The organism is Pseudomonas lactis (assembly GCF_001439845.1).
In the GTDB taxonomy this organism is placed as follows: Bacteria; Pseudomonadota; Gammaproteobacteria; order Pseudomonadales; family Pseudomonadaceae; genus Aquipseudomonas; species Aquipseudomonas lactis.
The window spans coordinates 216843-229557 of the sequence record NZ_JYLO01000012.1 but is presented as its reverse complement, the minus strand read 5'-3'; the positions used below and the strand labels follow the sequence as shown (position 1 = coordinate 229557).

The following is a 12715-nucleotide window of genomic DNA, read 5'->3' as shown; positions in this document are numbered from 1 at the left end:
CTCAGGAAGGCACCGCGATGCTCGCCACGCTGAGCAGGCCCAGGCGCGATGCGCGGTTGACGGCACTGGTCACCGCATTGAGGGAAGCCAGCAAGCTGCTACCGTCGCGGGCGGCACCGAACAGCAACTGGTTGCCCACGCGAATTTCCACATAGGCCAGTGCTTCAGCCTGGGCCCCGTCGCGGGTGGCATGCTCGTGGTAATCAGCGATATCGAAGTGAATGCCGCGCTGGGCAAAGGCATCGACAAGCGCCGCCAGTGGGCCGTTGCCCTCGCCATTCAGGTCGATGTGCTGCGCACCGTGTTCAAGCGCGGCTTCCAGATAGGTCACATCCCCCTCGCTGACCAGTTTTGGCATCCGCAACGCGTAAGGCTTGCCCTGTTCCAGGTAATGCCGGGTAAAGCAGGCAAGGATCATTTCCCCACTGATTTCTTGGCCGGAGCCATCCGCTTCCTGTTGGACCAGGCTGCTGAATTCCATCTGCAAGCGACGCGGCATCACGATGCCATGCTGCTCCAGCAAATACGCCACGCCACCTTTGCCCGACTGACTGTTGACGCGGATCACCGCTTCATAGCTGCGGCCCATATCGGCGGGATCGATTGGCAGGTACGGTACTTCCCATATTCCGTTCGGGTTGGCTTGGCGTGCCGCAAAGCCTTTCTTGATCGCGTCCTGGTGCGAACCGGAGAAAGCCGTGAACACCAACTCACCGGCGTATGGGTGGCGAGGATGGGTCGGCAACTGATTGCAGAACTCCACCTCACGCTGGACATGAATGATGTCCGAGAAATCCAGCCGAGGATCAATGCCACTGGTGTAGAGGTTCATAGCCAGCGTCAGGATATCCACATTACCGGTTCGCTCACCGTTGCCGAACAACGTGCCCTCGACACGCTCAGCGCCTGCCAGGCATGCCTGCTCCGCCGTAGCAACGCCGGTGCCACGATCGTTATGGGGATGGACGCTGATGACCACGCTGTCACGGCGGCTGAAATGCCGACAGAACCATTCAATCTGGTCGGCAAACACATTTGCGGTGGAGACTTCCACCGTTGTCGGCAGGTTCAGGATCATTTTGTTGGACGGGGTCGGCCCGAACGCGTCCGTCACCGCCTCACAGACCTCCAGCGCAAACTCCAGCTCGGTGAAGCAAAAGGTTTCCGGGGAATACTGGAATGTCCATTGCGTACCGGGATTGTTGTCCATGTGGCGCTTGATCTCGCGCGTCGCTTGGGTGGCAATCTCGATACAGCCGGCACGATCCACACCAAAGACAACATCGCGAAACACCGGAGCGGTGGCGTTGTATACATGCACAATCGCCCGTGGAGCCCCCTTCAGCGCCTCGAAGGTGCGCTCGATCAGATGATTGCGCGCCTGCGTCATCACTTGAATCGTGACATCGTCAGGAATCGAGCCGCTGTCGATCAGCTCACGCACATAGTCAAAATCGGTCTGGGAAGCGGCGGGAAAACCCACCTCAATTTCCTTAAAGCCCACCTTGACCAGCAAATCAAAAAAACGGCGTTTGCGCTCGGCATTCATCGGTTCAATCAAGGCTTGGTTACCGTCGCGCATATCAACGCTGCACCAAGTGGGAGCTAGCGCCTGCACGTTGCCGGGCCATTGGCGATCGGGCAGGTCCACGGTATTAAAATGGCGATATTTGCTGGACGGATCCTTGAGCATCATGACGGTTTCTCCTTTTTTCGACAGTTACGACAGTGGGCAGCCGAAGCGGCCGTTCACCCTCGCTCGCTAGAACAAACACTAAATGAAACAGACGAAAACCAATTGCTAATAATCCCAAAAAAACCATAAAAACAAGCATAAAATCTCAGTAATTATAATTTTGTTGGCGATTTACATCGCCAAGTAAAAATTAACTGCAACCCAAGCACACCAAAAAAATACCCGACAAAAAGGGTCGACCAACCCTCTCTCACCTCTGTAAGAATGCTCGCTCGGGCGACGAAGGCGTTCCAACGCCGTGCTAAGGAGCCGCTTCAGCGCTACTTGACAGAGCTGAATTGTAAAATTATATATTGGATCCAGGATCCACAAACAAGCCTGTCAGCGAGACAAAATTGAAAGCCACCGTAGACCTTAAAGCAGCTTTTCCTGAGATAGATGCTCAATCTCCGTTATCACGAAACTTGGTGGAAAAGACATTGAGGGATGGGATTTTGAACGGAACCCTTGCAGGCGGAACGGCCTTGCGACAGGAAGAGCTAGCGAGCTTGTTCGGTGTCAGCAGAATGCCAGTCCGAGAAGCGTTGTTGAAACTTGAAGCCCAGGGATTAGTACGCAACACCCCCAACAAGGGAGCCGTCGTGTTGCAGATGAACGTAAGCGATGCGGTGGAGACATACTGCCTGCGCCTGCTACTCGAGCCAGAGGCGCTGCGTCAGTCAATTCCAAACCTGCGTGACGAAGATTTCGCGAAAGCCCGCGAATACGTCGCCGCTATGGAAAACGAAACCGATCTGGCCAACCTTGGGCGCCTCAACGGGTTGTTTCATATGTCGCTCTATGGACGTTCGACGAACCGGAAGCTGCTCAACCTGATCAACGTTGAGTTGCAAGAAGAAGAGCGCTTTTTGCGCTTCCATCTGGCGGCCATGGGACTGGAAGAAATGGCCCAGGATGACCACAAAAAATTGATATCGCTTGCCGAGGCCAGAGCCCCCGAAGAGGCGGCTGCTGTTTTACGCCAGCACCTGCAAAAGGCTTGCGACACATTCAAAAATTATCTGGAAAAACAGATGACCCGTTAGAACACGATCCACAAACCCGCGAGGTGTCAAATGGAAGAACAGGTACGTTCCACTGAACTGGATTTTAGTCTCAGCCAAAGTGAATTGGAGAAGTTCCACCGCGACGGTTACATAGGGCCTTTCGACCTTTATCAAAAGGACGAAATGGAGCGTAGCTTACAAGCCCTGCGCCCCAAATTGCTCAACACCAAGAAAGCGATCTACAGCCAGGACAAGGCGGTATCCGGGATAACCAATCTGTCCAACTATGACCGTCACCTGGATGTCGACTTCCTCGCAGCGCACATTACTCGTCCGGAAATCGTCGATCGGGTGTCGAGCATCCTTGGCCGTGACACGCTTTGCTGGCGCTCCGAGTTCTTCCCCAAATACCCCGGCGACGAAGGCACCGACTGGCACCAAGCCGACAATTTCTCTAACGTTGCCGGCTCCAAGCATCCTCAAATAGTCTGGCCAGAAGACGCGCAGTTCGGCGGCACCATCACGGTCTGGGCCGCATTCACCGAGGCCACCATTGAAAATGGTTGTCTGCAGTTCATTCCCGGTACTCACCGGACCATGAACTACGACGAATCGAAGACCATGGATTACCAATCCGACGCCATCAATAAAATGGAAAAAGACGGCGTCCGTCGGGGCTTCTTCGGTTATGACTATCGACAACTGCAGAAAGACCCGAACTGGAAGCCCGACGAGTCCCAGGCCAAATCCATGGTCATGCGCCAAGGCCAGTTCATCATTTTCTGGTCGACCCTTATGCATGCCTCGCATCCGCACAACGGCCTGACCGACCAGATGCGCCTGGGCTTCGCCGCCCGTTATCTGCCGACCTCAGTGCAAGTCTATCCGTACTCGAACACTCTCGAGGAATTCGGCGGCCAGGCCAGCCTGGACAAGTTCGGTTGCGTATTGGTGTCCGGGGATAATCGTTTCCCTCACAACCGTTTTGTCGATCGCACCTGCAACGGCTTCCAATTCCCTCGGCGCTGAGCCAGATAAAGAAGGAGAACAGAGCATGAGCAACGTAGGAGAAATCGGCAAAATCGAGTTCTGGCTGATTAATACCTGCCGCGAATTGGGGCTAGGTGTGGAAAATGCCAGCAGCGACTTCTTCGCCGCAGGAGGCACGTCACTCAGCGCCATCCGCCTGATTGCGAAGGCTGAGGAGCATTTTGGCGAGGACAGTTTGCCCCCCGAGGATCTCTTCGCACAGAGCCTTGTAAGTGACATTGCTACCTGCATTCAACGTAACGCAAAACACTTTAACGCCCTGACGGAGATCTGAGGATATGTCCGGGCAAGCATACGATGAGCGCTGGCTTCTGGTGCCCCGCCCCCGGATTCGTCCGCGCTTGCGTCTGATCTGCTTCCCTTATGCGGGAGGTAACCCCGATCTATTTCGCAGTTGGGTAAATGGTTTGGACGCAGACGTGGAACTGCTCGCCGTACGCCTGCCCGGCCGAGGTTCCAGAATCAAGGAAACGCCGTATGAGGAATGGTCGCCACTGATCGAGGACTGCCTCGAGGTGCTGGCACCCTATCTTAATGCACCCCATGCGCTCTATGGGCACAGCTTCGGCGGACGCCTGGCCTACGAACTGGCTCAGAAAATCCGCTATCGCCATCCCGGCCAGACCCACCGTTTGTTCGTCAGCGGCTGCCGCAGCCCGGCCAGCCGACAAGCGCAGCCTTATCTGCATCAACTCTGCGCCGAGGATTTCCATCAAGCCCTACACACCATGGGCGGGACGCCGCTGGCGGTACTACAGAGCGAGATTCTGATGCGCCTTATGCTCCCAGCACTGCGCAGCGACATGCGGCTCTCGGAAATTTGGGAGGACTGGCATGAGCAACCGTTGGAGATTCCCATACACGCCTATTTCGGCCGCCACGACCCGATCGACCGACAAGCCAGCATGGCAGGTTGGTCCATGCATACCTCGAAAGAATTTGAGCTGATCGAGATCGATGGCGATCACTTTTTCCTCGACAGCCATCGCCATCAACTGCTGCACAGCTTGACCACTCGAATGAGGAATCAGCATGCAAACGCTTGAGCTAACCCCTTCAGCCTTGGCGCTGCACAAACAAGTCAACCAAACCCACGTACCTTATCCGGACCACCTTTCGGTCGGCGAGTTGTTCTCCCGCACCGTAGCGCGCCACCCGAACGCCATTGCCATATGGCATCAGGATCATGAGTGTAGCTATCAACAGTTGAACACCCACGCCAACCACTTGGCGTGGTACCTGCTTGCCAAGGGCGTGCAACCTGGCGATGTAATAGCCGTCAGCCTACCACGCAGCACCGAACTGATCGTGGCGCTCCTGGCGATCCTGAAGGCTGGAGCGAGCTACCTGCCCATTGATGCGGGTTGGCCGGAGCAACGTATTCATGAAGTGCTAGGCCAAGCATGCTGCGACTACCTGATGGGAAGCGAAAACACCAGGCACGACACCCGCTTTTCCCGCTACCACGTGTTGGCACCCAGTGCCGTTGCAGAAGCGACTGAGAATCGAGGCGACCCGCCGCTCATAATCGAAGCCGACGCCATCGCCTACATCAACTTTACCTCCGGCTCCACAGGCAAGCCCAAAGGCGTGCCTGTCCCACACCGGGGCATTACCCGCCTGGTATACAACGCCCGCTACGCCTGCCTGGACGAGAACAGCAGGTTGCTGCAAATGGCGCCTGCGACCTTCGACGCGGCTACCTTCGAAATCTGGGGTGCCCTGCTGCTAGGCGGCACCTGTGTGCTTTACCCGGACGTGTACATTCGCGCTTCGCGGCTACAGCACATCCTGCAGACGCAAAAGATCAGCGTGCTGTTTCTGACCACAGCCCTATTCAATACCCTGATCGACGAAATGCCACAGGCGTTGGACAGTGTCGGTACCGTCCTCACCGGCGGAGAAGCACACTCTCTGCGGCATATGGCCAAAGCCCTGGAGCGATACGGGCCGGGACGGATCGTCAGCGTCTATGGCCCGACAGAGAGCACAACATTCGCGACGTACTATCCGCTCTGCGAGCTGCGCAACGAGGATACCGCCCTCCCCATCGGCTTCCCGATCCAGAACACCCGCGTCTACCTGATTGACCAGGATCGCCTCTGCGAACAGGGTCAAAGCGGCGAGGTTTGTCTCGCCGGACCCGGCCTTTCGCCAGGCTACCTCGGACTGCCAGACGTCAACCGCGAGCGCTTCTTTGAATGCCTGATCGGCGAACGCCAGGAACGGCTCTATCGCACCGGGGACCGAGGCTACTTCCGCGGAGACGGTGCCATAGTGTTTCAAGGACGTACTGATGACCAGGTGAAGATCAACGGCTTTCGAATCGAACTGGGGGAAATTGCCTACCATCTCAACCGCCATCCGCAGGTGCGGCAAAGCGTCATTACCGTTACTGAATCACCGCAGGGCGAGAAGTCGCTGGTCGCCTTCGTGATCGCCGTCGACCCCTCATGTTGCCCGGAGCAACTGCGTCTTAGCCTGGCTACGCAGCTGCCGGCCTACATGGTTCCACGCCACATCCAACTCTGCGAAATCCTACCGCTGTCCGCCACCGGCAAGATCGATCATCGGCGACTGCTATCTACGCTTCATCCATTGGGAGAACCCGCTTATGACAATCAGTAAACGCGCTCAGCAATTCCAGGACACCCTTCACGAGCGCGGCCTCGACCTGACCGTTCAGGAGTTGCCGGACTCGACCCGCACTGCCGACGATGCCGCCCAAGCGCTGGGATGCGAAAAGGCCCAAATCGTCAAGTCGCTGATTTTTCGCACCCGCGACAATATCCCGGTGCTGGTACTGGCAAGCGGGCCGAACCGAGTGAACGAAAAGACCATTTCGCGGCTGGTCGGCGACAAGATTTTCAAGGCAGATGCTGACTTCGTCAAAGAGGTGACCGGCTTCACCATCGGTGGCGTTCCGCCTCTCGGACATAAGCAAGAGCTGAAGCTGTTCGTCGATGAAGACCTGCTGACGTTCGACGAAATTTGGGCCGCAGCCGGTACCCCTAACGCCGTATTCAGAATTCCTGGCTGTCTGACAGACATCATCTCGGCACACCAAGTGATCTCGGTGAAATAAAAGCGAACCGACTATGCCCAACCCCTACCTGAGCGACAGCCATCGCGAATTCGCCCTACAGGTGCGCCAGATCCTGCAGAGTCAGCTTTTACCGATAGCAGACGCTGCCGAAGGACGTGGACATCTCTGCGAACACGCCTGGCAGACCCTGGCCGAGCACGGCCTGCTCGGCTTGCCACAGCGTGGCGAAGGCTTCCTGGAAAGCGCTGTGTTCCTTGAAGAGCTAGGCGCTCTGGGGTACGCCGGTATCCGTGCGTCGGTTGGGGTGCATGCCTACATGGCCAGCGCCTACCTGGAGTTGTTCGGTAGCGAAGAACAAATCCAGCGCTACCTTCCTGGCATTCGCCAAGGACGGATCATCACCGCCTTGGCTATCAGCGAAGAACACGCCGGAAGCGATCTCAGCCAGATGCAATGCAGGGCGCTACCCTCGGCTAACGGTTTTATCGTTGAGGGCAGCAAACGCTATATCGCTAATGGTTCCCGCGCCTCCTTGATCGTGACCCTGGTGCGCAGCGGCGAAGGCCAGCACGCACTGGGCAGCAGCAGTCTGTTGCTGATCGATGGCGACAGCCCGGGGCTGGTGCGCACGCCGCGCCCCATGCTTGGCTGGTGCAGCGCCGACGTCTGCGATCTCGACTTCACCCATCTGGTGGTGCCGGCCTGCAATGTGCTCGGCAAATCCGGCAAGGGCCTGCTCTACCTGATGCAGGGCCTGGATTTCGAACGCCTGGTCGCAGGTCTTCTAGCCCTCGGTGGGGCCCACCACAGCATCCGTGTACTCGACGGGTGCGTGCGTCGACATCAACTCCAGGGCAGCCCACTCAGCGACAAACAAAGTGTCCGGCACCGTCTGGCAGACCTCGTCGGAGAACAACAAATCCTACGGCACTACGCCTATCAGGTGGCATGGCAGCACAGCAAAGGCCAACTCGACACGCGCTCCGCCTGCATCCTCAAACTGCGCGCCACCGAACTCGCTCTTAGCGCCGCGCAGGCTTGCGCGCAACTGCATGGTGCGCAGGGCTATCAACTTAACTCCGAGGTGGCACGCGTGTATCGAGATGCCATGGCCGGCACTATAGCCGCCGGTGCGAGTGAACTGATGCGCGACATGATCTTCGACAGTACGCCAGCAAGTTGAATATCCAGAGAGGCAATCACCATGGACATGGTCAATTTTCTCGGACTTTCACTGCTGCCAATTTTATCGCCCGGCCCCTCGACGATCCTCGTGGTACGTAACAGTCTGCGTTATAACTGGATGTTTGCCGTACGACGCCTGCTTGCCGACCTCGGCGGTACATTGATCACCGCCACTCTTCTGCTTTATGGCCTGGGCGCAGTGATTGCGGCTTCAAACCTGCTCGTCGTAGGCATCAAGTTAGCAGGTGCCTGCTACGTTCTCATCATCGGTATAAGGATTTTGAGGCATGCATATTGGCCAAGCCCTTATAGCCTTGACACGGCACACTGTTTCCAAGGTTCTTGGCTAGAGGCTTTTTTTGCGGGATTGCTCAATCCCAAGACCTTGGTATTTTTCTCCCTTCTGTTTCCCTTGCTACTCGGGGAGAACAGGTCTCATTTGACGATCGCATTACTATATTCACTAAGCTATAGCCTGCTCAAAGGACTGGTTTTAGCGGTTGCCTCTGGAGTTTTCCTGCTCGCTAAAAACTGGTTGCGCCCACACTTACGCCCAGCCAATGGGACTCTTGGTGCCATATTGATCGCTGCAAGCTCAATCTTACTGGTGAAAATATCGATCAGCCTGTGGTGAATAACTGCCCGTAGAAATCACCTACCCTGTTCTGAGGATAAGGACGATGTTCCCTATTTAAAAATATGCCCCTCTTGGTCAGTCGCGCATCCGCTCCATGGCTAACACCATCCTGAACGAGCGTGGGTAGCGTCCGGAGCCAATCGAAGTCGCGCTGGCGCATGTTGATAGAGATGAAGTTCGAAGTGCCATACCGGGCTAATTACAGCGAACCCCGACACCCAGTGAATACTGCGCACTCCATCCTCACGGGCTCACGCTTAAGGTCTATCAGACAACCGCGATTTTTGCCTTTCTACGGCGGATCAACCCTGCTGTTAACTCGTAGTAGTAGATGGTAGCTGGAGCTGAGCATCGCAAATAGTGCTCCAGAAACCATCTCACGTGCTTTTCTCTCCAGGACCAGGGAGTCGCGCAACCCCAGCGTTCACGAATCATCTCGTGCATCCTTTCTGCTTGCCTGATGTGCCGCTGCTGCGTGGCATGTGCACCTTTGAGCACTGGACTCAGAAACAACGCTATGTCGAACTCAAACGTCATCGCCGACCTCCGATGTAGGCACTCACCACATCGATGCGGTTATGCCCCAACTCGTGGCTGATCTGCTGTCGCGCCCGCAGATCAAGCTCTCGATCTTCACGATGAACACGAACGCCATTTAGAGGTGCAGGAAAGCCGGTCATCTGCTCATAGCGCTCACAGGCGTAAGCCGCCCGCAGCTCATGAAAGCCTTTCAATCCATGCTCATGCAAGATGTCCCGTGCCGGTCGCACAACTGCCCGCATAAAGTCTTTGTAGCTTTCGTCGGGCGCCAACAAATTCCGGCTGCCATTGGGTGAGGTCGCGCGGGCCCAATCCAGGGCATCGCGAACTTGATCCGTTACCGTAATCCAGCGCGGTGCAGATGCCCCTGACCGACCACCTTTGGTGCCATCCTGAATGTTGATCTTGCCCAATCGTTCTGCCTCTCGTTGCAGCCGAGGTAGGTCCGCCAAGATCGCTTCACGCAGGCGCATACCAGTATCCCGGGCGAGGACCACAATGGCACTCACCCTATCCTGCTGACGATCTAACAGCGCCCGCGCGATCAACTCGACCTGCGCACGGTCTTGGCCTTGCGGAGCCTCACTACGCACGCTTGAGCGCTGCAAGCCAAGCGCCTTACTCGGGCTCGGGATTTTGACGTACTGATCACCGCGCAGCGCGGCCATCGTTCGGTTCACACTGGACAGGCGGTTCTGCGCGGTGGCAATGCCGATGTTGCCCTGATCAACCTGCTCCCTCACATAAGTGGCGTACCGCATGAGGATGTCACGGTCGATCTGTCGCGCGTCATTCAGCCTCGGCCCTTCCTCGGATCGACACCAATTCACGAATGCCTGCCAGCGATCACTATGGGCTTTGACGGTAGCAAAATGACCGTCGCCAAACAGGTCTTTTAGTGCTTGCGGTCCAGCATAGCTAAGCTGGCGACCGAAGCCGAAATTGCGCCCCGCTCGCTTACCGACCCGAGCCATTTTCCTGCTCCTGATCGACTGCCGCGAGATCATGCAAAAGGGCTCGCCAGTTCGCACTCACGATGGCGAACTGAGCCCAATCAGTCGGGCGAAAACACAGCGTGTTGTCGGTGACGTAGAGATGCGCGCCCTCCTCTTTCAACAACTGAATGATGGCTGTCGTCGAGGTGACAGTTTTGCGGGTGGTGGCGACAGCGACGACAGTGGCGACACCCCTTGCCCTGCCTGGCTTTGAGCGTGGCGACAAAGTGGCGACAGTAGCGGCGACAAATCGCGCTTTCGGCTCCTTTTGGCGCTGAGCCAGATGGTTGCGCAGCGCTTCATCAAGATTGAACATGGCGCACCTCGAAGGTGTGGCCGTCGGTAATGAGCCACTGATGATCAATCAACTCGACCAACAGTTTGGCGGTATGACGACTGCTCTTACGGGCAAAACGGGGACCGTTGCGGTTCAGCTCCCGAATACTGAAACGCTTCCAATCTTTGACCTGTAGCCATCGCAGCAGCCGGTCTGCCTCCTCTTTTACTCGACACACTGGCTCCTGCTCAGTCAGGCGCTGGATCTCGGTGAGGTAGTAGCCGACTAGAGCGGAGGCCCGTTGGATATGGTCGACCTCCACGACGCTGCTCTCCTCCACAACTGCAAGAATGCCGGCGACGCGCAGCAGGTTATCGGCGGCCTTTGATCCGCTGGGCCGTACGCTGGCCAGCTCGCCAAACTCCCCCAGCTGAGCTTCGATAGCATCATGCAAATCAATCCAGCGACGACGCGCCAGCGGACTGAGGCTCAGCTTTGACAGCTGCAAGGCTCCGTCAGCGGAAAGTGACCAAGGCTGATAAAACAGAGCCGAAAGGCGATGATGATAGCGCTTGAGGGCAGCGTCTTTGGACAAGTCGACAGCCTGGTAGCTACGTTGCCCGGCTAGACTGGTGGGCCAGGTCATCAAGCAGCGCCCTAGAATGCCTTGCCCCTGCAGCAACGGATCACAGAGTAACTGCATGGCCAAATACGGTTGCAGCATCAGGTGCAGGCTCAAGCGTCGGTCATAGGCTCGCAAGCTTTCACCAACCATGGAACGCGCGCGATCTATCGGGCTGCCATCCCAGAGTGACGACAAGGTCGTGACCGCTTTCAAACGGTTATCCCGACTCATGGTGCTGCTGCCGAGGAATTGTCCACCCTCATCACAGAACAGCCCCATGCTAGGCAGGTCATGACAGAGCCCCTTGATCAGGGCCTCGATAGTCGGGTCGGTGGTGATCAGTCTAGGGGCTGAGGGCTCCGCTTCGAGCGACATTCCGTTTGCGGGCTCAGGATCGCCAGGCTTGATACGCTCCGCCTGTCGCTGTGCGGCACGGTACCGGGCAAGTTGTTCGCTATAGCGCTGCCACTGTTCACGCTCCCATTGCCGTGCCGGCAGCAATGCACATCGGTCTGCGGCGGTCTTGCGATCACCTGACGCGGCCACCGTGATCAGGTACAGCGACAGGGGATAATTTCTCCCGTCGAGCTGTAAGCCCGCATGACCTTGAGTGGCCAGCGCCGAGGCAGCCAACACTGATTGCGCGGCCAGTGCCTGGGGCACGCCGATGACGTCGGCCATGCGCTGCACCGCAGGTCCAAGAATCCCACCCAATGCCTGGACTGGATAAGGCTCGGCCACGGGATTCGACTCGATCAGCGGTCGAGGTGGCCGTGGGAGTTCAAGCTTTGGATCTAACTGCTGCATGGGCACTCTCCTCGTTCATTACTGGTTGTCCTCACGTAGTCCCGCCACGGCTGTTGAGTGTTATCAGGGATCAAGGCCCCTGCGGCCTGTGAGGTGTTCACTGACGCGGAACGACGGCTCCTTACGACCGGGAGCAAGGGCATAACCCCATGAATCTGGCCTCCTTAGACGCATCCGAAGATACGGGCGGGTGGAGGCTGTGCCGACTGACGAGTTCGGCACCTGGAGATCCTGGGTGGGAGAAGGCAACAACATCGACGCCTGGGGCATGCCTGACTGTCAGTCAGGTGCAGCTTTTCCATAGGCTGCGGCACCGGTGCCTGTGTCGTTGCGGATGGCGACGAATCGGATTTGTCAGGCCGATTGTCACGAGGAGAGTTGCGGCAATGCCTTGTACGACGTGGCTTGCAGCAGTGGTACGAGCGCCCGTCTCTTTCCAGAAGAAAGAGACGGGCGCAGTCTGGCGCAGCGAGGTGCGTCGAGAGGTGAGGTTGCTGCAGTGCAGCGAGGAAGGTCCATCGTCTGCCGCAGTGGGCAGATCAGTCGAGTAGGCATCCATCACTCTTGTGGAGTGACCGTGCGAGCCGCCGGACGCTAATCGCACTTCGGGAGAACCACCACACAAGTGGCGTAGCCTTAAAGGTTCTGGCTACCTGGGCAGGTGCTGTCAACGACAGCGATCCGTGCGCCAATTTTTATACTCACTCGAAAAAGCGGTCAAGCGTCACTGCCGAAGTGCTCAGAAAGTGGCGACTGTCGCCAGTATTGTCGCCATGCTCCAGGCCACGTTCTACGTGGGTTGTCGCCAGCG

The 12715-nt window shown here is 57.2% G+C and carries 13 protein-coding genes and 1 pseudogene; 9 read left to right on the top strand and 5 right to left on the bottom strand.

All coding sequences use genetic code 11. The annotated features are described in order from the left end of the window. Position 1: 1 nt before the first annotated feature. Positions 2 to 1696 carry a 2-isopropylmalate synthase gene (gene leuA, locus TX24_RS21965; RefSeq protein ID WP_057711103.1) on the bottom strand — a complete coding sequence of 565 codons (1695 nt, stop codon included), beginning with the start codon at positions 1694 to 1696 and terminating at the stop codon, positions 2 to 4. A 395-nt stretch (positions 1697 to 2091) separates the two neighbouring features. Between leuA and TX24_RS21960 the strand changes: the two genes are divergently transcribed. The 9 genes and pseudogenes from TX24_RS21960 to TX24_RS32970 form a co-directional block, all read left to right on the top strand. Continuing rightward, positions 2092 to 2781: a GntR family transcriptional regulator gene (locus TX24_RS21960; RefSeq protein WP_057711102.1), complete on the top strand. Its 690-nt coding sequence runs from the start codon at positions 2092 to 2094 to the stop codon at positions 2779 to 2781. Between the two features lie 30 nt (positions 2782 to 2811). Beyond that, positions 2812 to 3771 (top strand): chlorinating enzyme, encoded by a 960-nt coding sequence (locus TX24_RS21955; protein WP_057711101.1) that lies wholly within the window; start codon positions 2812 to 2814, stop codon positions 3769 to 3771. 25 nt (positions 3772 to 3796) lie between these two features. Next, on the top strand, positions 3797 to 4066 hold the full coding sequence (locus TX24_RS21950) for a phosphopantetheine-binding protein (protein ID WP_057711100.1): 270 nt from the start codon (positions 3797 to 3799) through the stop codon (positions 4064 to 4066). A 4-nt stretch (positions 4067 to 4070) separates the two neighbouring features. Beyond that, positions 4071 to 4838: a thioesterase II family protein gene (locus TX24_RS21945; RefSeq protein ID WP_057711099.1), complete on the top strand. Its 768-nt coding sequence runs from the start codon at positions 4071 to 4073 to the stop codon at positions 4836 to 4838. Beyond that, positions 4825 to 6420, top strand: coding sequence for an amino acid adenylation domain-containing protein (locus TX24_RS21940; RefSeq protein WP_057711098.1), 1596 nt, complete (start codon positions 4825 to 4827; stop codon positions 6418 to 6420). The genes TX24_RS21945 and TX24_RS21940 overlap by 14 nt, the downstream gene beginning before the upstream one ends. Continuing rightward, positions 6407 to 6877, top strand: a complete 471-nt coding sequence (locus tag TX24_RS21935) for a YbaK/EbsC family protein (protein ID WP_057711097.1) — start codon at positions 6407 to 6409, stop codon at positions 6875 to 6877. The genes TX24_RS21940 and TX24_RS21935 overlap by 14 nt, the downstream gene beginning before the upstream one ends. A gap of 13 nt (positions 6878 to 6890) precedes the next feature. Beyond that, positions 6891 to 8021, top strand: a complete 1131-nt coding sequence (locus tag TX24_RS21930) for an acyl-CoA dehydrogenase family protein (protein ID WP_057711096.1) — start codon at positions 6891 to 6893, stop codon at positions 8019 to 8021. 21 nt (positions 8022 to 8042) lie between these two features. Next, positions 8043 to 8657 carry a LysE family translocator gene (locus tag TX24_RS21925; RefSeq protein WP_057711095.1) on the top strand — a complete coding sequence of 205 codons (615 nt, stop codon included), beginning with the start codon at positions 8043 to 8045 and terminating at the stop codon, positions 8655 to 8657. Between the two features lie 88 nt (positions 8658 to 8745). Next, a pseudogene (locus TX24_RS32970) lies at positions 8746 to 8998 on the top strand (hypothetical protein); the annotation flags it as partial. Here TX24_RS32970 and TX24_RS32600 read toward each other — a convergent pair. Genes TX24_RS32600 through TX24_RS21905 form a run of 4 tightly spaced genes read right to left on the bottom strand, consistent with a single transcriptional unit; the run spans position 8928 to position 11904 of the window. After that, the gene (locus TX24_RS32600; protein ID WP_057711094.1) at positions 8928 to 9197 is read right to left on the bottom strand and encodes a hypothetical protein; all 270 of its coding nucleotides are present in this window, start codon (positions 9195 to 9197) and stop codon (positions 8928 to 8930) included. The pseudogene TX24_RS32970 and the gene TX24_RS32600 sit on opposite strands and share 71 nt — an antisense overlap. Next, a complete protein-coding gene (locus TX24_RS21915) occupies positions 9194 to 10174 on the bottom strand; it encodes an integrase domain-containing protein (RefSeq protein ID WP_057711093.1) in 981 nt (326 codons plus the stop codon). The genes TX24_RS32600 and TX24_RS21915 overlap by 4 nt, the downstream gene beginning before the upstream one ends. Further along, positions 10158 to 10511, bottom strand: a complete 354-nt coding sequence (locus tag TX24_RS21910) for a hypothetical protein (RefSeq protein ID WP_057711092.1) — start codon at positions 10509 to 10511, stop codon at positions 10158 to 10160. Before TX24_RS21910 ends, TX24_RS21915 begins: the two co-directional genes overlap by 17 nt. Then, on the bottom strand, positions 10498 to 11904 hold the full coding sequence (locus tag TX24_RS21905; RefSeq protein ID WP_057711091.1) for a YfjI family protein: 1407 nt from the start codon (positions 11902 to 11904) through the stop codon (positions 10498 to 10500). Before TX24_RS21905 ends, TX24_RS21910 begins: the two co-directional genes overlap by 14 nt. Between the last annotated feature and the right edge of the window lie 811 nt (positions 11905 to 12715).

Coding starts and splice junctions, on each gene's coding strand:
- TX24_RS21910 (WP_057711092.1), bottom strand. CDS start 10,511: ATGTTCAATCTTGATGAAGCGCTGCGCAACCATCTGGCTCAGCGCCAA.
- TX24_RS21955 (WP_057711101.1), top strand. CDS start 2,812: ATGGAAGAACAGGTACGTTCCACTGAACTGGATTTTAGTCTCAGCCAA.
- TX24_RS21940 (WP_057711098.1), top strand. CDS start 4,825: ATGCAAACGCTTGAGCTAACCCCTTCAGCCTTGGCGCTGCACAAACAA.
- TX24_RS21935 (WP_057711097.1), top strand. CDS start 6,407: ATGACAATCAGTAAACGCGCTCAGCAATTCCAGGACACCCTTCACGAG.
- TX24_RS21950 (WP_057711100.1), top strand. CDS start 3,797: ATGAGCAACGTAGGAGAAATCGGCAAAATCGAGTTCTGGCTGATTAAT.
- leuA (WP_057711103.1), bottom strand. CDS start 1,696: ATGATGCTCAAGGATCCGTCCAGCAAATATCGCCATTTTAATACCGTG.
- TX24_RS21930 (WP_057711096.1), top strand. CDS start 6,891: ATGCCCAACCCCTACCTGAGCGACAGCCATCGCGAATTCGCCCTACAG.
- TX24_RS21945 (WP_057711099.1), top strand. CDS start 4,071: ATGTCCGGGCAAGCATACGATGAGCGCTGGCTTCTGGTGCCCCGCCCC.
- TX24_RS21915 (WP_057711093.1), bottom strand. CDS start 10,174: ATGGCTCGGGTCGGTAAGCGAGCGGGGCGCAATTTCGGCTTCGGTCGC.
- TX24_RS21925 (WP_057711095.1), top strand. CDS start 8,043: ATGGACATGGTCAATTTTCTCGGACTTTCACTGCTGCCAATTTTATCG.
- TX24_RS21905 (WP_057711091.1), bottom strand. CDS start 11,904: ATGCAGCAGTTAGATCCAAAGCTTGAACTCCCACGGCCACCTCGACCG.
- TX24_RS32600 (WP_057711094.1), bottom strand. CDS start 9,197: ATGACGTTTGAGTTCGACATAGCGTTGTTTCTGAGTCCAGTGCTCAAA.